Source organism: Polaribacter sp. SA4-10 (assembly GCF_002163835.1).
In the GTDB taxonomy this organism is placed as follows: Bacteria; Bacteroidota; Bacteroidia; order Flavobacteriales; family Flavobacteriaceae; genus Polaribacter.
The window spans coordinates 210,341-231,597 of record NZ_CP019331.1 but is presented as its reverse complement, the minus strand read 5'-3'; the positions used below and the strand labels follow the sequence as shown (position 1 = coordinate 231,597).

Sequence of the window (21,257 nt, the reverse complement as noted above, 5' to 3'; positions counted from 1 at the left end):
CAAAAGTAACCCTGCATACTTTATAAAAAGTCTATTTATGATGTATAAACGACCCTACTGATTTATATTCTTTAATTAAATTTAGAAACTTATTTTTTACACTCAATTTGTCTAAAACTTTATTAGCCAAAATGTAATTGTATACCTATACAATTAAAAATTAATGCAACCAAAAATCACTAACCAAACCTAAATTATTATGAACAAAACAAAAACTTTAAAAAATGTCCTTTTTATAATGACATTATTTTTTTCAATTACACTATCTGCTCAATCAGAACCAGAAGTGTTAAAAAACTGGACAGCTTTAGAAGAAGCTGAATTCCATTATGATGTTTCTTATAGCATCGTAAAATGCAGTACAACTTCTAAAGCAACGGTTTTAATAAATGCTTTTAATGAAGATGGTACAAATCCTAAAGTAGGATTTACACTTAATTTTTCTGATGACAATAGTAATACTGCTCAAGTAGTTATTACTCCTTTTTCTTCTAATTTAGGAGATATGTTTATCGCTAATTGTAATTCAGATGCTCATTCAAATTTAAAATTTGAATGTCCTGAAAACATCGATTTAGCTAGTGTAAAAGTTGAAATAACGTATCAAACAGCATTATGAAAAATATAATATCAATAATAGTAATAATTTTCTGCTTGGGAGTAAGTGGACAATTAAACGCGCAATGTACAGATAGACCAATCATAAATGACTTTTCACCTCAAACTGGTTTTATAGGTAGTACTGTAACAATAACTGGAGCAAATTTTAGTGCAATACCTAGTGAGAATCAAGTGTTTTTTGGTGCTACTCAAGCTACAATTGTATCTTCATCTTTTGGAACCTTAGAAGTTAGAGTTCCTGAAGGAAGTACTACAGCATTATTAAGTGTTAAAAATAAATGCAATTTATCTGCGTATTCAAAAACACACTTTAATGGTGTTTTTTGCCCTACACCTTTAACAGCAACTTCATACCAAAATACAGCACAAGAACTTGCGGGTGTTTCTGGAGCATACAATATGCTTTCTCAAGACATGGATAATGATGGGAAACCAGAAGTTATCTCTGCTTTAAGAGGAATAACAATTGCTCAAAATTACAGTACACCTGGTAACATTAACTTTGTTGCAAGAAATTTTGGAGGAAGTTTTTCTTCATTAACAACAGCAGATTTTGATGGTGATGGCCTTAAAGATATCGCTTCAAATGGCGGAGTTTTTCAAAATACATCTACAGGTCCTGGAAATATAGGCTTAGTATTTGCTACTGATTCTAAATTAGTATCTAGTTACCAAATAGGTTCTGGAGATTTTAACAATGATGGAAAAATTGATATCATTGGAGAAAATGGAGGAAGTGTTTGGGTTGCCTTTAACACAAGTACAGGTCCAGGAAACTTTAGTTTTTCTACAAGACAACTCGTTGCTAGTGGTGTTGGTAGATGTACTGGAATACAAATTGCAGATGTAGATGGAGACGGAAGGGCTGACTTTTTAGGTTCTCAAGGACAATCTAATAGAGCAATTTCTATAAGAAACACAACAGCTACAGGTAGTACAACTTCTTCTTTTGAAGGTCCAGAATATTGGGCTTCAGATTCTAATGCTGCAGATGGTACAGGAACATTCCCATACAGATCTATGATTGCAGATTTTGACAAAGATGGAAGAATTGATTTTACGTCTTGTAATTACTTAGGAAATACAAATGTGGCAATCTGGAGAAATACATCTACACCTGGAGACATTGTTTTTGCTCCAGCAGTAAACATCCCTTCTCCAACAAGAAATTATAGAATTGGCGTTGGTGATGTTGACGGTGATGGATATCCAGATATTGTAACAAAATCTTTAGGAGTAAATGTATTTTCTGTTTACAGAAATACAACTTCAGCAGCTGGTGCACCAAGTTTTGCGCCAAGATTCGATTATACTTCTTCTAACAGAGCAGAAGTATCAGGAATTGCTATTGGTGATTTAGATGGTGATTTTGTGCCAGATATTGCTACATCAGGTATTAGCAGTAATACAATTCGTTTTCATAGAAATACAGGAGCACAAAATGATGTAACTCCACCAACAGTTTCATGTAAAAATATTGTTGTTGCTTTAAGTCCTGCTGGGACAGTAACAATTACACCAGAAATGATAGACAATGGTTCTGGAGATGCTTGTGGTATTGAATCTTTAGTAGTATCTCAAACTACTTTTACATGTACTAATATTGGAGAAAACACGGTTACTTTAACGGCAACTGATGGTGCTGGAAACAGCTCTACATGTACAGCAACAGTAAATGTACAACCTGCGGCAATTATTGTGGCTGGGCAAAGTACTGTTTGTCAAGGTGAAACTGTTAATATGAACGCAAATGACGGTGATTCTTATCAATGGAAAAAAGATGGAACATCAATAACTGGTGCAACAACTCAGAATTATGTAGCTACTACTTCCGGTGCTTATACTGTAGAAGTAACCAATGCAGGTGGTTGTTCTGGTGAATCTTTAGCAACAGATGTTGTTGTAAATGATAATCCAACAGTAGATATTTCTCCTGCTGGAAATGCATTTTTATGCCCTCCAAATGGTTCTTCAACTTTAACAGCTACTCAATCTTCTATTTATCAATGGATGAAAGATGGCGTTGATATTGCAAATGCTACTCAGCAAACATATGAAGCAACTACAGTTGGTAGTTATAGCGTAAGAGTTATCGATTTATTTGGTTGTTCTGCAATTTCTGAAGCAACTGTTGTAAGTCAATTCGCTGCAGAAATTGATGTAACTAATAATGGTAGTAACGTAACAAACGGTCCTACGGTAGTTTCTGATGGGTTTAATCTTGATTATGGAAATGTTTTACCTAACAATTCTTATGACACATTAATAACAATAGACAATCCAAGTAATATAGCAGACAACGCAATTTTAGATGTGGATGTTGTTATTTCTGGACCAGATGCTCAATACTTAAGTATTGCAGATTTAACCTTACCAGTTGGAATTTCTCCTGGAACTCAAGCTAATTTTGCATTAGTTTTTAACGGACCAGACATTAGAGCTTATAATGCAACGGTTACTATTCTAAGTAATGATTGTGATGAAAGTTCTATTACTATAAATGTAACAGCAGAAATAACATGTGAAGCAGCTGCATTTAGTGCTGTTCCTTCAACTATTTCTGTAAATAATGATGCTGGTATTTGTGGAGCTACTGTAAATTATACCGCAGAAGCTACAGGAAATCCAACCTCAACTTTAACTTATACTTTTAGTGGTGCAACTTCTGGAAACGGAAATGGAACAGGAACAAGTTCTTTATTTGGTATTGGTACAACTACTGTAACTTTAAACGCTACAAACCCTTGTGGAAATGTAACAGAAAGTTTTGATGTTACCGTAACAGACAACGAAGCACCCGTAATTGAAGGTCAAAATTCAAATCTTGATATGAACTTTAATGCTGGAAATGGAAGCCCAGCTTCTTATTCAGAGAATGGTATCACTTTCTTATCTCTTTATGGAAGTAGTTCTCATGTTCATTTAGGTGATAATGATGGAGATGGTTCTAATGACATACTAAATCATGCAAATTGCTGTTCAACTCCTTATAGACTAACTGTTGGTAGTGGAACTGAATTTACACTTAAAAGCATGAATGTAAAACAAGTAAGTGGTAATCCAACTTTTTCTGTATTCCCATCAGGAGCAAGTGTAACAATTTCTTCTACAGGAACATTTACTTTTCCTGCAGGTTTTGAAAATGTTACAGAAGTTAGATGGAATCAGTATTCAGGAACAATGATAATAGATGACATGGTGGTTTCAACTAAAACTTCTGGTCAATGTCCAACGGATATAACTGTTAGTTCAGATCCTGGAGCTTGTGGTACAAATGTTAGCTATAGTGCAAATGCAACAGATAATTGTGATGCATCAGTTTCATTTAGTCCTTCTTCTGGAAGTTTCTTTAACGTTGGTGTAACAGCAGTTACCGCAACTGCGACAGATTCATCTGGAAACACCTCTAACTGTACTTTTGATGTAATTGTTGAAGATAATACTCTTCCAACAGTTACCTCCCAAGGAACTACAATTCAACTAGATGCTTCTGGTAATGCAACAATAACGACTAATGATATTGATAATGGATCAAATGATGCTTGTGGTATTAAGTCACTTGCTTTAGACACCACTTCTTTCAGTTGTGCTAATGTTGGTTTGAATACAGTAACATTAACCGTAACGGATAACAATGATAATGTTTCTATACAAACAGCAACTGTAACCGTAGAAGACAATGTAGATCCGATAGCAATCACGCAGAGCGCAACAGTGCAGTTAGATGCTGCTGGAAACGGAACGATAACCGCCACTGATATTGATAATGGTAGTAATGATGCTTGTGGAATCAAGTCTTTAGAATTAGATACCACTTCTTTTAGTTGTGAAAATGTTGGTTTGAACACAGTAACATTAACCGTAACGGATAACAATGATAATGTTTCTATACAAACAGCAACTGTAACTGTAGAAGACAATGTAGACCCGATAGCAATCACACAGAGCGCAACAGTGCAGTTAGATGCTTTTGGAAACGGAACGATAACCGCCACTGATATTGATAATGGTAGTAATGATGCTTGTGGAATCAAGTCTTTAGAATTAGATACCACTTCTTTTAGTTGTGAAAATGTTGGTTTGAATACAGTAACATTAACCGTAACGGATAACAACAATAATGTCTCTATACAAACAGCAACTGTAACTGTAGAAGACAATGTAGATCCGATAGCAATCACGCAGAGCGCAACAGTGCAGTTAGATGCTTTTGGAAATGGAACGATAACCGCCACTGATATTGATAATGGTAGTAATGATGCTTGTGGAATCAAGTCTTTAGAATTAGATACCACTTCTTTTAGTTGTGAAAATGTTGGTTTGAATACAGTAACATTAACCGTAACGGATAACAATGATAATGTCTCTATACAAACAGCAACTGTAACTGTAGAAGACAATGTAGACCCGATAGCAATCACGCAGAGCGCAACAGTGCAGTTAGATGCTTTTGGAAACGGAACGATAACCGCCACTGATATTGATAATGGTAGTAATGATACTTGTGGAATTAAGTCACTTGCTTTAGACACTACTTCTTTTAGTTGTGAAAATGTTGGTTTGAATACAGTAACATTAACCGTAACGGATAACAATGATAATGTTTCTACACAAACAGCAACTGTAACTGTAGAAGACACTACTGCTCCAACTGTAATAACAAAAACGTATTCTATTGATTTAACGAATGGAGTTGCAGATATAACACCAAACAATATAGATGGTGGTACTTTCGATAATTGTGATTTTACACTTTCTATTGATAAAGACCATTTTACTTGTAACGATATAGGTGACCATGTTGTTACTTTAACTGCAACAGATGCTTCTAATAATACAACTTCAAGTACTGCAATTGTTTCTGTTCTTGGTGATGTACCAACGATTAGCATTAATGATTTTAATGCCGTTAACACTCAAAAGAAAAATACTGTTTTCTTAGGCTTTGGACCTCAAAGTATAAATCTAACTACTGCTGTAACTGGTGGAAGTGGATTTACATACGAGTGGACCACCTCATCAGGTGAATTAGTTTCTAATGAAGCAAATCCTAGTATCAGTCCAGAAGTAAGTACAACTTATAATGTAACTGTTACCAACTCTAATGGGTGTACTGCTTCAACTTCAATGTATGTATGTGTGATAGACGCTAGAGCTTTTGATAAAAAAGGAAAGTACAAAGGAAAGGTTACTGTTTGTCATCATACAAATGGTAAAAAAGGAACGAAACATGTTCAAATTAACATTAGTTCAGATGCTGTAATGACACACTTAACCAAACATGGTGTTGGTACTGATCATGCAGATACTTTAGGTGCTTGTAATGCTGTTTGTGTAGATAACACAAATGCTAGAGCTACTAGTAAGACAAGTTTTACAACTACTTCTATTGAAGATAACCTACTGATCTACCCTAATCCATCAAATGGTATTTTTGATATTAAATTAACAAGTGTTAATTTACAAACTGAGTTATTCCTTTTTGATACTACTGGTAAACTAATAGAACGTACATCTATTACCAAAGAAAACAGTGCTGAAAACATTATTACAATGGGTAATCATAATTTAGCTTCTGGATTTTATTTATTAAAAATAATTACTGAAAATGAATCAGTAACTAAAAAGTTAATTATAGAAAAAAGCAAGTAATTAAAAACAATTTGATAGATGTAGAAATTTATCAAGTATAACAGAAACAGGCTAAGATTATTCTTAGCCTGTTTCTACTTTTATATAAGTATTATAAATCTTAAGGAGTTAATAGCAATCTACTAACCCAAAAACGCACAAACTTCTTCATAAAAATCCTCTGGATTTTCTGCATGAAACCAATGACCCGCATTTGCAATTTCTACAACTTTGTTGTTAGAAAATAATTGTCTATAATTATTTGTTCTGATAAAATAACATAACCAGATTTCTCTCCTTTTAAAAACAAGGTTGGTTTTTTAAAATTAAATCAACAGACCATTTTTATACCATTTTATCAGAAAATAAATTAGCAATTGAACCTTTAAACTTAAGAGAAATTGATATTTTAAAATTAATGTGTCAGAATCTAAATAATATAAAAATAAGTATTCAGTTGTTTATTTCTAAAAAATACTGTAAAATATCATATTCGAAATATCTATGCAAAAGCAAGCGTAAAGAATCGAGAAGAATTAAAAGAAAAACTCTCCATAACAAACATTTGTCAAGAATATAAAAATCAATTAGTTACAACTTAAGGTGGGAAAAACTACCCTCCTTTTTTTTGGAAAGTGATTTTTCTTTATAGATATTTGATTTAGATTATTATTTAAGTAGATTTTTTAAAAAGACACCCATTTGTAAGAATGCGCGTAAATACCTGTTTTTTATGAAAAACATCTATTAAAAATTACTCTTAAATATACAAAACTAACTAAACTTTAACCAAAAGTGACCACTGATGCCTTGTAAAAACGCAATTTTATGACGGAAATTCTTCTATTCTAATTCAGGTATTAAATTTACTAAACTTTTTTTTTGACCTTACATTTATCAAAAGTACTTTCTACTTTTTTTTATAAAATGGATATTGTTATATGATAACAATTTTAAAAAAACAACAACAAATATTATTAAACAAACTTAATTATTATGAACAAAAAAACTTTTTTTAAAAATGCCATATTTACAATGGTATTATTTTTATCAATGACACTTTCTGCGCAATCAGAAACTAAAGAACCCATAGATATGGTATTAGCTGAATCAGCACCTCTTCTTTCATGGATTCAAAGATCAAATAACTCAGAAAATGTATTTCAAGGAGAGAAATTTAAATATTTATTATGTTAAAAAAAATACTATTAAGCTGTCTATTATTAATAACAGCAATCAACACACAATCCCAAATTTGGAGTAAATACACTGAAATTATAGGTTTTGAGGTAAATAAAAAGTTTGGGTCCTTAGTTGCTACAGATGGTGATTTTACAATTATTTCTGATGGTGAAGAGAAGGCATATATATTTTCAGAGAATGGTATTTCTTATTATAATCCTTTTAGAAATAAAATTAACTCAAATTATGGTAGCTCACTCGGGCTTGATGGTGGTATTATTCGCGTCCCTCCGGGACCAGATTTGCATAAACCAGAAAATATTATCAAAGTAGCTGTAAGTGGTGATAATTATCTTGTAGCCACTAGAAGTGCTATTCGCATGTATGAGAAAGGAGCATCAACAACATATAATACATTGGCTCCTCCTAATGGGTCTAGTTTCAATGGTCCTATAGCTATAGATGGTAGTAACGTTATTGCTGGTGCTGCAAATGGTACTTACATTTATACAAAAAATGGTGGTGGGTATAATAGCCCTATACATTTAAATATACAAGAACAAAATTCTTTTGCTACTTCTGTAGATATTCATGGTAATTTTGCTATTGTTGGAGGTAGTTCAGGGTTTGCCTATATTTTTGAAAAAATAGGTGGTTTATGGATACAAACAGAAAAATTATTTATTCACAGCCCAGTAGCAGGAGCATTTTATAATCCTAATTCTCCTTCTATTTCTGTTTCTATACATGGGTCTAATGCAGTAGTTAGTTCTAATGAAGGTATACTTGTTTTTAATAATAGTAATGGGAGTTGGAGCCAAACAGCAAAGCTTATAATTGATGCACCTTCTATTTTTTTTGGTTTTGGTAATAGATTTTCTAACATTGCAATTAATAAAGCAACTATAACAATTGGAGTAGCGAGCTATCTTTACATTTTTAATAACTACGGTAATAATACTTGGATAGAAACTAAAAAAGTAAGATTACCTTCTTCTTCTTCTTCTTCTGGTATTGGTCTAAGTGGTGGAGGTATAATCTCTTTAGCCTTAAGCGACAACAAAGTAATTTTAGGCTCTAATGTTCAAAATTCTGCTTATGATATAGGAGCAGCATATATACTACCTTATGATGATTCTTACATTAATAATTCCAATTTTTCTCTAGCTTCAAATGGACAAACTTGCTTGTGTGAAAATGCTGTAGATGGAGAATCTGGGACTTTAATTATAGATGGTATTGCTAAAAACTTTACGAAAAGAAACCTAAGGCAATTAACAGATTTACAAAATAGAGATACTGATTACAATCGCTATTCACTAGGAGAAACTCCTGAAACAAGTTTAACATGCACAAGTGGAATAACAGACCTCAGGGGTATTTTTGCTAGCGGACCTTATACAGAGCATCGATATCAACCTGATGAAGCACAATCCTATTTAGGTCATTGGGATGTTAGTAATGTTACAAATATGATGTCAATGTTTTCAACAATTGGCGTTAGTAAAGGGCGAATTACAGAAGTAGATCAAGGATTCGAATATTGGGATACTAGTAATGTTACAAATATGAGGTTTATGTTTGCAAATACTCAATTTGGCATTAGACTTGCTGGTTTTAGTAACTGGGATACTAGTAATGTTACTGATATGAACGGTATGTTTATGAATTCTAGAGCTATCGGTTTAGATCTTAGCAACTGGAATACTAGTAATGTTAAAGATATGAGTGGAATGTTTTCTTACGCAGCTGCGTATATTAATATTAGTAACTGGGATACTAGTAATGTTACAAATATGAGTCAAATGTTTGTATACTCTGGAGTTCATGGAGATATTAGTAACTGGGATGTTAGTAAGGTTACAAATATGTCAGAAATGTTTCGAAGAGCAGAAAGTTTTAATCAAGATATTAGTAACTGGGATGTTAGTAAGGTTACAAATATGACAAAAATGTTTAGTGTAGCAACCAGTTTTAAATATGACATTAGTAATTGGTGTGTTTCTAAAATTCCTTATGAGCCTACAGAATTTGCAAATGGAACTTATCAGTTTCCTGCTAATTTCAGACCAGTTTGGGGCACATGTCCTAGCGAATGTAATGTAGAGGCTTTAGTAAAAGATATTACTATTAATTTAGACAATAATGGAAACGCAATTTTAAATGCTTCTGATATTGATAATGGTTCTTCTGCAACTTGTGGCATTGCAACTATTTCAACAGATAAATCAACTTTCAATTGCTCTAATTTAGGTGTAAACATAGTAAATTTAACCGCTACAGATGTAAATGGAAATCAATCTATTACCACAGCAAATGTTACTGTTGAAGATAAAATTGCACCTACTGTGATTACTAAAGACATTACAGTTCAATTAGATGCTAACGGAAATGCTTTTATAACACCTGATATGATTAATGACGGATCTAATGATGCTTGTGGTATTGCTTCACTAGAATTCTTATCGGCAGCAACAGGTGGAGAATTAATCATTAATGGAGGTTTCGATAACGCTACAAATGACTGGACTAGAGTGGGTGGTTATATTGAATATAGAACAACAGGAGGTAATCCAGGTGCATATGTAGTTTTAAATGATGTAGGTGGGTCTTCTGACCCTGGCTTAAATCAAGTTATAAATGGCCTAACTATTGGACAAACATACATCATTATAGGCGATTACAGGAACGCATATAATTGTTGTGGTGCATTTATTGGGCAGACTGCTTTTGGTGTTGACGTTGACGGGAATCAAATTGCCGCATTGCCTAACCCAGGGACAAACTGGAGTCCATTCAGTGTGACTTTTACAGCTACAAGTTCTACACATACTGTAGGTTTTAGGGGTGAAATTAATGGTACAGATACAGATATAGCAATTGATAATGTAAGTATTGTCGCGCCTACTGGAAACACAACTACAACACTTATTAATTATAGCTGTGCAGATGTTATTGCGAATGAAGTTACTCTTGTTGTAACCGATGTGAACGGAAACATAAGCAACAAAACAGCACTAGTTACTGTTATAGATAAAATTTCACCAGAAATTACTGCTCCTGCTAACATTAGTGTTTTTGCTACAAGTGCTGCTGGTGCTGTAGTAGATTATATTACACCTGTTGGAACTGATAATTGTGCTGCAACAACCATATTAACAGAAGGTTTAGCTGATGGCGCAACTTTCCCTATAGGAGTTACAACTGTTACGTATACAGCAACTGACGCATCTGGCAACAGAGCTGTTGCTTCATTTAATGTAGAAGTAGTTGGTATTGCACCAGAAATTTTAGTTCCTACTAATATTTCTGTAAGTAACGACTCAGGTATATGTGGTGCTGTAATTAATTATACTGCTACAGAAACTACAGGTATTCCTGCTTCAACCATTACTTATGACATACAACCAGGTTCTTTATTTACTATTGGTTCAGTTACAGTAACGGCAACTGCTACAAACGCAATTGGTACATCTACAAAAACTTTTACAGTTAATGTAAACGATAATGAGGCTCCAACAGCAATAGCAAAAGACATTTCTATAGATTTAGATGCTAATGGGTTTGCTTCAATTACACCATCAATGATTGATAATGCTTCTTTTGATGCTTGTGGTATAGAAAGTATTCTTTTTGCTGGATCTGGCACTTTCAATGCAACTACTAATGAAGGTAACAACCTTGTTCTACAAGCTCCTTTAGGAAGTGTTATTGATGGTATTACTTTCGCAAGTTATGGAACACCTAATAATAATAATGCAGGTACATTTACAATTGGATCTTGTCATGCAAGTAACAGTTTATCAATAGTAGAAAGCTATGCTCTAGGTAAAAATTCTGTAACAATACCAGCTGTTAATGGTCTTTTTGGAGATCCTTGTGGCGGAACTTACAAAAGGTTATACGTTACAGCAACATATAGTGCAGAAACTACGACAGCAGGTTTTACATGTGCAAATGTTGGTAATAATCAAGTGACTCTTTTAGTTACAGATATTAATGGAAATATAGCTACAGCAACTGCAAATGTTACAGTTAAAGATAATATTGCCCCTAATGTAATCACGCAAAATATTACTGTTGAGTTAGATGCAAATGGAGTCGCTTCTATTACTACATCAATGATTGATGATGGTTCTAATGATGCTTGTGGTATTAAATCTTATACTTTAGATATTGATAACTTTACTTGCGCTAATGTTGGAGCAAATAATGTAATCTTATCTGTTGAAGATAATAACGGAAATGTGGCTTCTTTAAATGCTACTGTTACTGTTCAAGATAATATTGCACCAAATGTAATCACTCAAAATATCACTGTTGAGTTAGATGCAAATGGAGTCGCTTCTATTACACCTTTAATGATTAACAATGGCTCTTCTGATGCTTGTGGTATTAAATCTTATACTTTAGATATTGATAACTTTACTTGCGCAAATGTTGGAGCAAATAATGTAATCTTATCTGTTGAAGATAATAACGGAAATGTGGCTTCTTTAAATGCTGCTGTTACTGTTCAAGATAACATTGCACCAAATGTAATCACGCAAAATATTACTATTGAATTAGATGCAAATGGAGTCGCTTCTATTACTACATCAATGATTGATGATGGTTCTGCTGATGCTTGTGGTATTAAATCTTACACTTTAGATATTGATAACTTTACTTGCGCAAATGTTGGAGCAAATACTGTAATCTTAACTGTAACGGATAACAACAATAATATTTCTACCCAAACAGCAACTGTAACGGTTAAAGACAATGTAGATCCGATAGCAATCACACAGAGTGCAACTGTTCAATTAGATGCTTCTGGAAACGGAATGATAACTGCAGATGATATTGACAATGGTAGTAATGATGCTTGTGGAATCAAGTCTTTAGAATTAGATACCACTTCTTTTAGTTGTGAAAATGTTGGTTTGAATACAGTAACATTAACCGTAACCGATAACAATGATAATGTTTCTACACAAACAGCAACTGTAACTGTAGAAGACACTACTGCTCCAATTGTAATAACACAAAGTTATTCAATTGATTTAACGAATGGTGTTGCAGATATAACACCAAGTGATATTGATGGTGGTACTTTTGATAATTGTGATTTCACACTTTCTATTGATAAAGACCATTTTACTTGTGATGATATTGGAGACCATGTAGTAACTTTAACTGCTACAGATGCTTCTAATAATACAACTTCAAGTACTGCAATTGTTTCTGTTCTTGGTGATGTACCAACAATTGCAATAAATGATTTTAATGCAGTAGACACTCAGAAAGAAAATACTATTTTCTTAGGCTTTGCAGATACTGTTAATTTAACAACTACTGTTTCTGGTGGAAGTGGATTTACTTACGAATGGACCACCTCTTCTGGTGAAATAGTTTCTAATGAAGCAAATCCTAGTATCAGTCCAGAAGTAAGTACAACTTATAATGTAACTGTTACCAACTCTAATGGGTGTAATGCTTCAACTTCAATTTATGTATGTGTGATAGACGCTAGAGCTTTTGATAAAAAAGGAAAGTACAAAGGAAAGGTTACTGTTTGTCATCATACAAATGGTAAAAAAGGAACGAATCATGTTCAAATTAACATTAGTTCAGATGGTGTAATGACACACTTAACCAAACATGGTGTTGGTACTGATTATGCAGATACTTTAGGTGCTTGTAATGCTGTTTGTGTAGATAACACAAATGCTAGATCTGCTAGTAAGACAAGTTTTACAACTACTTCTATTGAAGATAACCTATTGATCTACCCTAATCCATCAAATGGTATTTTTGATATTAAATTAACAAGTGTTAATTTACAAACTGAGTTATTCCTTTTTGATACTACTGGTAAACTAATAGAACGTACATCTATTTCCAAAGAAAACAGTGCTGAAAACATTATTACAATAGGTAATCATAATTTAGCTTCTGGAATCTATCTATTAAAAATAATAAACAAAGAAGAAACAATTACTAAAAAACTAATAATAGAAAAAAGTAATTAATCTTTTAAACCTTTTTGATAAACTTTAGGGGTTTATTAAAACCAAAAACAGGCTAAGAATTTTCTTAGCCTGTTTTATTTTTTTATAAAGTGAAATAAAACACACTATTTAAGTACTTTTGCATCATGATTAAAGAGATTCAACTTAGAGTAAATTTAGTAGAAGAACACAAAGAAAATATACTTTTATACAAAGCATCTAAACAATTAGGAGTTGATAAAAGTGAAATCTCGGCTGTAAAAGTTTTAAGAAAATCTATTGACGCTCGTAAAAAAGACATCATCTTTAATTATAAAGTTGCTGTTTATATTAATGAACAAGTTCCAGAAAAATCTGACTATATATTTGAATATAAAGATGTTTCTAAAGCAAAAGAAGTACATATTATTGGTTTTGGCCCTGCAGGAATGTACGCAGCATTGCGTTGTATAGAATTAGGTTTTAAACCAATTGTATTAGAACGTGGTAAAAATGTAAAAGATAGAAGAAGAGATTTAAAAGCCATAAATCAAGATCATATTGTAAATGAAGATTCTAATTATTGTTTTGGAGAAGGGGGCGCAGGAACGTATTCTGATGGTAAATTGTATACCAGAAGTTTAAAGCGGGGAGATGTAAGACGTATTTTTGAAAACCTTGTTTTTCATGGTGCAACAGAACAAATTTTAGTTGATGCACATCCTCATATCGGAACAAATAAATTGCCGAAAATAATTGAAAACATTAGAGAGAATATCTTGAAATTTGGTGGTGAAATTCATTTTGAAACGCGTGTCATAGATTTTACGATTTCCAATAATAAACTTCAAGCAATTCAGCTGCAAAACGGACAAGAAATGGCTGTAAAATCTGTCATATTAGCAACAGGTCATTCTGCAAGAGATATTTATGAATTGTTACATAAAAAAGAAATTGCTTTAAAAGCAAAATCTTTTGCAATGGGCGTTCGTGTAGAACATCCTCAAGAAATTATAGATCAAATTCAATATCATTGTTCTGGTCAAAGAGATGAACTTTTACCAGCAGCAGCTTATAGTTTGGTACATCAAGTAAATAACAGAGGTGTGTATTCTTTTTGCATGTGCCCTGGAGGATTTATTGTACCTGCTGCAACTGCAAGTGGTGAAGTTGTTGTAAACGGAATGTCACCAAGTAGAAGAAATAACCGATTTGCAAATTCTGGAATTGTAGTAGAATTAGATATTGATAAAGATTTTGCTAAATATGAAAAATTTGGTCCTTTAAAAGGGTTAGAATTTCAAAAAGATTTAGAAAAAATAGCTTTTTTTGCAGGAGGAAGAACGCAAACCGCTCCAGCACAAAGATTGGTAGATTTTGTTGATGGAAAATTATCTACAGATTTAAATGATACTTCGTATCAACCAGGTTTAAAATCGGCTCCACTACATTCTTTATTGCCAAAAATTATTGGCGGAAGGTTGCGTAAAGGTTTTGCTGCTTTTGGTCAAAAAATGCACGGTTATTATACAAATGAAGCAAATGTTGTTGGTGTAGAATCTAGAACTTCATCACCTGTAAACATTCCAAGAAAAGAAAATTTAGAACATACAGAAATAGAAGGTTTATTTCCTTGTGGAGAAGGTGGTGGTTATGCAGGAGGAATTGTTTCTGCAGCAATGGATGGAGAAAGATGTGCAGAAGCAGCAACTTCTAAACTATAATTTTTTTTAATAAAAATTAAAAATAAGTCAATAAGTATCTGTAATTTTACTCTCTTTTAATTGAAAAAAATGAAAATAACAATTGGTCGTGTAGATAAAGCTGATTTTCCAGAATTATCACTTGCAGACATCGATTTAAAAATTGATTCTGGCGCCTACACTTCATCTATACATTGTTCAAATATTGAAGAATTTAAAGTAAATGGGGAAAGTTTAATTAAGTTCACATTATTAGATCCAGAGCATTCTTTTTATAACAATAAAGAGTTTACTTCAAAAAATTATTCTTCAAAAATTGTAAAAAGTTCTAATGGTATTTCTGAAAAACGTTTTATGGTTCAAACAGAAATCATCATTTTCAATACCTCTTTTCCAATTTATTTAACATTAAGTGAGCGAAAAGACATGAAATTTCCCATATTATTGGGGAGAAAATTTTTAAACAAAAAATTTGTGATAGATACAGCTAAAACAAATTTATCACACAAATTAAAACATAAAAAATAATGAAAATTGTAATTTTATCTAGAAATCCAAAATTGTATTCTACAAGAAGGTTGTTGGAAGCTGCTGAAAAAAGAGGCCACGAAGTTATGGTTGTAGATCATTTAAAATGCAATATCGAAATAGAAAAAAAATCACCTAAAATATTTTACAAAGGGGAATACTTAGAGAATGTAGATGCTATTATTCCAAGAATTGGTGCTTCTGTTACTTTTTATGGTACAGCAGTAATAAGACAATTTGAAATGATGAAAGTATTTTCTGCTGTTTCCTCACAAGCATTAGTAAAGTCTAGAGATAAATTAAGCAGTTTACAGATTTTAGCAAGAGCTGGTGTTGGCTTACCAAAAACGGTATTTACAAACTACACAAAAGACGTAGAACACGTAGTAGAGTCTGTTGGTGGTGCTCCATTAATTTTAAAACTTTTAGAAGGAACACAAGGTTTAGGTGTTGTTTTAGCAGAAACAAAAAATGCAGCAACTTCCGTTTTAGAAGCTTTTAATGGTTTAGGAGCAAGAGTTATTGCACAAGAATTTATTAAAGAAGCTGGTGGTGCAGATATTAGAGCTTTTGTAGTTGATGGAAAAATAGTTGGTGCAATGAAACGCCAAGGAAAAGAAGGAGAATTCCGTTCTAACTTGCATAGAGGTGGAAATGCAACTATAATAGAATTAACGGACGAAGAAGAAAAAACGGCTTTAAAAGCAACGAAAGCTTTAGGCTTAGGTGTTGCAGGTGTAGATATGTTACAATCTTCTAAAGGCCCATTGGTTTTAGAAGTAAATTCTTCTCCTGGTTTAGAAGGAATTGAAGTTGCAACAGGAAAAAACATTGCCAAAGAAATTATTAGATATTTAGAAATTCATGTCGAGTAAACCATTTATCCTTTTAGGAAAAGAAATTCCTGAAGGAAAACGTACTGTTTTAGATTTAGAGGTTGCAAAATTACACACAAGAACAACTGTAAAAGTTCCTGTAATTATAGAACGTTCTAAAAAACCTGGGCCTGTTGTGTTATTATTAGCAGGTATTCATGGTGATGAAACAAATGGAGTTGGAATTATTAGAGAAATTATCTCTCAAAAAATAAATATACCCGTTAACGGAACTATTATCTGTATCCCTGTTTTTAATATCTTTGGATATTTAATTCATACAAGAGAATTTCCTGACGGACGTGATTTAAATAGAATGTTTCCTGGCTCTGCAAATGGTTCTTTAGCGAGTCAGTTTGCGTATCAATTTACAAAAGAAATTGCACCTCATGTAGATTATGTTATCGATTTTCATACAGGTGGCGGCAAACGTGACAATATTGCTCAAATTAGATGTAACAAAGACGATGAAAAAGCATTGGAGTTAGCAAAAGTTTTTAACCCTCCAATGATTGTTTTTTCAGAAAACATCACAAAATCTTTAAGAGAAACGTTGCATAAAATGGGTAAAACTATTTTATTATTTGAAGGTGGAAAATCGAATGAATTAAATCCAACAATTATTAACGAAGGATTAAACGGAACTAAGAATGTTCTGATTCGCTTAGGTTTAATAGAAGGAAAAATTACAGTAAAAGAAACACCTATTTTTGTAAACAAAGCAAAATGGATAAGAGCCTCTCATTCTGGAATGTTTATAATTATGGTTACCAATGGAATTTTTGTTAAGAAAAAAGAAGTTTTAGGCATTATACAAGACCCTTTTGGTGATTTTAAAAAGAAAGTTTATGCTCCTTTTGATGGACATATTTTTTGCATTAATAAAACACCTATTGTAAATAAAGGTGAAGCTTTGTTTCATATTAGTTTTGAAGAATAAACTTTAGTTAAAAAAAAAAAGGAACTTAAATAAAATATCATAATTATAATTATAATTAAAACCTTATTTTATAACTACTTACACTATATAGTTCTCCAAAAACATCATCAAAAAAAGCATCTAAAACAACCATCTAATTACTACGTGTGAAACATTCTAAAGAAGAGCTATTAAAAACACCAAAAGCGGATGTTCATAATCACTTTCATTTAGGGGGTTCTCAAAAGAGACTTCAAGGAAAATACCCAAATTCTACCATTATATTTCCACAAAAACACAATGGCCTACCTGGTATGATCGACTTTATTTACGGTCATTTAAATATAATAATGGTTACCAAAGAAGATGTTGTTTACTTTATGGAAAATGCCATAGAAAGCAGCATAGATGATAACGTTACCCTTTTAGAAGCTAGTGTAGATGTTGGTCTGACTCGTTTTTTTGATAACTCTATCAACACTGTGATATCTGAAGTAAAAAGAATAAAAAAGAAATATAAAACCCAAATTGACTTTAAACCTGATATTGGTATCAACAAAGATTTACCCTTAGAAAAAGTAAATACTTATGGAAATTCTTGTATAGAAAGTGGCGTTTTTAACGGAATTGATATTTATGGAAAAGAAGCGAATCAAAATTTAAACTCTTTTAAAGATTTGTTTGAACAAGCAAAGAAAAACAAACTTAAAACAAAAGTTCATATTGGCGAGTTCTCTGATTCTAAATCAATTGAAGAAACAATAAACATTTTAAATCCCGATGAATTACAACATGGTATAAATGCTGTAAATTCAGAAAAAACAATGGATTTAATTTTAGAGAGAAACATCAGATTAAATATTTGTTTACAGAGTAATATTTCTTTAGGGGCTGTTTCTAATTTGAAAACACATCCTATTAGAAAACTATTTGACAAAGGAATAAAAGTAACGGTAAATACAGATGATTTACTATTATTTAATGCAACTATTACAGATGAGCTCTATTCCCTTTACTCAAATAACATTTTTACTTTTGATGAATTAGAAATCATCAGAAAAAATGCTTTTAACTAACTTTATCTACAAAATACATCTTAATTTTTCCTTTTCCTTTTGCCTCAATAGCTCCTCTTGCTTCAAATTTAAACTCTGTTTTGTCTTTAAGTAAATTGTATGTAGACTCACTTATATTAACCCTATTCACTGCTCCAGAACTTTCCATTCTACTAGCTACATTAACCGTATCTCCCCAAATATCGTAAGCAAATTTCTTTGTTCCTACAACCCCAGCAACAACAGAACCTGTATTAATACCTACTCTAATATCTAGTTTTGGTTTTTCAAGAGAAGCAGTATTCATTGTTTTTTTTACAAAATCTACAATTTCTAACGCTGCCAATGTAATCTTATAAGAATGATCTTCTGTAGGAAAAGGCAAACCGCCTGCACACATATAAGCATCACCTACCGTTTTTATTTTTTCTAAATCGTATTTTTCAATTATTTTATCAAAATTTGAAAAATAAAAATCGATATTTTCTACCAATTCCTCTGGAGATAAGCCTTCAGAAAACTGTGTAAACCCTTTAAAATCAGTAAAAAGAACAGATACAGAGTTGAACCTTTTTGCAGCTACACTTCCCTTTTCTTTCAATTCTTCTGCAGTTTCATCAGGCAAAATATTCTTTAATAAAATATCTGAACGTTCTTTTTCTTTTTGGATAATCTTACCAGTTTTTACAACAAATTTATTTCTTCTAAAAAGTAAAAAAGCTAAAAAACCGAGTAATATTAACGCGATAACAACTGCAATAACAATTATATTTTGAGTTTTTTTCTGCTCATTTAATAAATCTACTTCCGTCTGTTTCTTTTCTACTTCAAATCTAGCTTTTTCATTTGCCAAAGTAATTTCATACTTTGATTTTTCATTTGCAATTTTTTGAGCACCAGAAACACTTTTTACACTATCTCTATAAACAATATGTTTTTTGTAGAGTTCAAAAGATTTTTTGTAATTCTTCTCTTTTTCATAAATAAAAGATAATTTTAAATAACCATCACCTATTTGCTCTTTTAAACCATACTCTTTTGCTAAATAGATACTTCTATTTGCATATAATAATGCTTTTTTCGTCTGCTTTTTTTCATAATAAATATCTGCTATTGCATTCAAATACACACAAATAGGATAATAGTCTTCGTTGGCAACTAGAACTTTAATAGCTTCATTTAACTTTTCTTCAGCCACTATATTCTCTCCTTTTTCTGCATATACTAGACCAACATTTCCTAAATTATAAGCCACTCCAATTTCATATTTTGTCGCTTTAAATAATTTACCAGATTTATTAAAATGATACAATGCAGCATCTAATTTATTTTGATTGTAATATTCATCACCTAAATTTAATTGTGCTGATGCTAAATTGATGGAATCTAAATATTTTACTTCTTTTGATTTTAACCTTTCACCAAGTAACTGTATACTGCTTTTATAGTAATTTTCTGCATTTTTACTGTCTCCCAAGATAGAATATACATCTGCAATTGTAATTTTTATAGTTCCTTGTTCAGAAAACAAATTATTATCGACAGCAATTTTAGAAGCTATAAAGTAATTTTCTAATGCTTTTGTCAAGTCACTTTTTAGGCGATATGCATTTCCCAATTGTAAATGCCCTGCATAAACAAATTTTATAGAATCTACTTCTTTTGCATTTTTGATAAGTTCGTTACTATAAATTATAATTTCATCTGTATTGGTTTCATTTGCTGCAATTTCACGAAGCGTTTTTAATTTTTCTGATTTTGAATACTTCTTTGTTTTTAAAACTAGTTTTAAACTATCGCTAATTTTTTGATCTTGAGAAAAAATATTTATAGAATACAAACAAAAAAAGCCTACAATAAAATAGGCTTTTAGTTTATAGGTATTTGTTATGATAATTTTATTTTTCACAAATAATAATAATTAACTTTAAGATCTAACTCTAATTTTTGGGTCTACAATATAAGTAGTGTTAAAATCAATTACACCATCTGTTTTTAATACAAAAGTGAAACCGAATTTCACTTCATCACCAACAGCACCCCTTAAAACCTTTAAAGATGCAGTTGCTGGGCTAGATTCTATTTCTATAGTTCTTTCTATACCTGTTTTCCAAAATTCTTGATTACCTGAAGTATAGAAAAAATTAATTATCACAATTTCAACGTTTGATAAAGAGGTCTTTATTTCATAAGAGATTTCATCACCAATTAACGCTTCAGAAGTAAAAGTTCTTGCTGACTCACCATTTAAAGTTACTAATGCTGTTGCATCATTACCCACAAGGTCTGCCAGTAAACTTGTATCTATAGCCCCTGAAACATCATTTTCTAGTATAAAGTCACAATCTGATGAACCACAAGAAGCAGTAAGCAAAATAGCCACAAGAAGAAATAGTTTTTTCATTTTTTACGATTTTTTACTTTTTTTTTTACAAATATATATTATATATATGCAATGTACAGAAGTGAAAATTATTTTGCTTTTATAAATTAAACCTATTTTAGCTAAAGTCTTTCAAAAAAAACTTTATTTTATCGAGGTTCTAAATAATGATTATAAATTTTATCTAAAGTAAAAAAATAATCTTCAAGTTATAAAAAAAAGCTATTCATGTCAAAAAAACTTAAATCACAAATAAAAATCACTGAATTAATACTTCATTAAAGGTAGTTATTTTTTGCCAACTTCTAAATTTCTATTAAAAATTACTCTTTCATAGAACCAAAATTTTCCATTATACAATAACATTAGCTAACTTTTTCAAAAAAAA

At 31.7% G+C, this 21,257-nt stretch carries 11 protein-coding genes; 9 read left to right on the top strand and 2 right to left on the bottom strand.

Annotated elements, in window-relative coordinates:
• Positions 1-199 precede the first annotated feature (199 nt).
• From BTO04_RS01015 to BTO04_RS00970, 9 genes are all read left to right on the top strand, one after another.
• Entirely contained in the window at positions 200-619 is a 420-nt protein-coding gene (locus BTO04_RS01015) for a hypothetical protein (RefSeq protein WP_157662400.1), read from the top strand.
• A complete protein-coding gene (locus BTO04_RS01010) occupies positions 616-6,273 on the top strand; it encodes an FG-GAP-like repeat-containing protein (protein WP_087562716.1) in 5,658 nt (1,885 codons plus the stop codon). The genes BTO04_RS01015 and BTO04_RS01010 overlap by 4 nt, the downstream gene beginning before the upstream one ends.
• A gap of 975 nt (positions 6,274-7,248) precedes the next feature.
• Positions 7,249-7,449 carry a hypothetical protein gene (locus BTO04_RS01000; protein WP_087562715.1) on the top strand — a complete coding sequence of 67 codons (201 nt, stop codon included), beginning with the start codon at positions 7,249-7,251 and terminating at the stop codon, positions 7,447-7,449.
• On the top strand, positions 7,443-13,448 hold the full coding sequence (locus BTO04_RS00995; protein WP_087562714.1) for a BspA family leucine-rich repeat surface protein: 6,006 nt from the start codon (positions 7,443-7,445) through the stop codon (positions 13,446-13,448). The genes BTO04_RS01000 and BTO04_RS00995 overlap by 7 nt, the downstream gene beginning before the upstream one ends.
• Before the next feature lie 125 nt (positions 13,449-13,573).
• Positions 13,574-15,130, top strand: a complete 1,557-nt coding sequence (locus BTO04_RS00990; protein ID WP_087562713.1) for an NAD(P)/FAD-dependent oxidoreductase — start codon at positions 13,574-13,576, stop codon at positions 15,128-15,130.
• Between the two features lie 69 nt (positions 15,131-15,199).
• The gene (locus BTO04_RS00985) at positions 15,200-15,637 is read left to right on the top strand and encodes a RimK/LysX family protein (RefSeq protein ID WP_087562712.1); all 438 of its coding nucleotides are present in this window, start codon (positions 15,200-15,202) and stop codon (positions 15,635-15,637) included.
• Positions 15,637-16,512 (top strand): 30S ribosomal protein S6--L-glutamate ligase, encoded by an 876-nt coding sequence (rimK, locus tag BTO04_RS00980; RefSeq protein ID WP_087562711.1) that lies wholly within the window; start codon positions 15,637-15,639, stop codon positions 16,510-16,512. Before BTO04_RS00985 ends, rimK begins: the two co-directional genes overlap by 1 nt.
• Positions 16,502-17,452 carry a succinylglutamate desuccinylase/aspartoacylase family protein gene (locus BTO04_RS00975; protein WP_087562710.1) on the top strand — a complete coding sequence of 317 codons (951 nt, stop codon included), beginning with the start codon at positions 16,502-16,504 and terminating at the stop codon, positions 17,450-17,452. The genes rimK and BTO04_RS00975 overlap by 11 nt, the downstream gene beginning before the upstream one ends.
• Before the next feature lie 146 nt (positions 17,453-17,598).
• Entirely contained in the window at positions 17,599-18,507 is a 909-nt protein-coding gene (locus BTO04_RS00970; RefSeq protein WP_087562709.1) for a hypothetical protein, read from the top strand.
• On the opposite strand, the gene BTO04_RS00965 is transcribed toward BTO04_RS00970, so the two are convergent.
• Both BTO04_RS00965 and BTO04_RS00960 read right to left on the bottom strand, forming a co-directional pair.
• Positions 18,500-20,395, bottom strand: coding sequence for an adenylate/guanylate cyclase domain-containing protein (locus tag BTO04_RS00965; RefSeq protein ID WP_232455924.1), 1,896 nt, complete (start codon positions 20,393-20,395; stop codon positions 18,500-18,502). The two genes, BTO04_RS00970 and BTO04_RS00965, sit on opposite strands and share 8 nt — an antisense overlap.
• A gap of 18 nt (positions 20,396-20,413) precedes the next feature.
• A complete protein-coding gene (locus BTO04_RS00960; RefSeq protein ID WP_087562708.1) occupies positions 20,414-20,890 on the bottom strand; it encodes a hypothetical protein in 477 nt (158 codons plus the stop codon).
• Positions 20,891-21,257 lie beyond the last annotated feature (367 nt).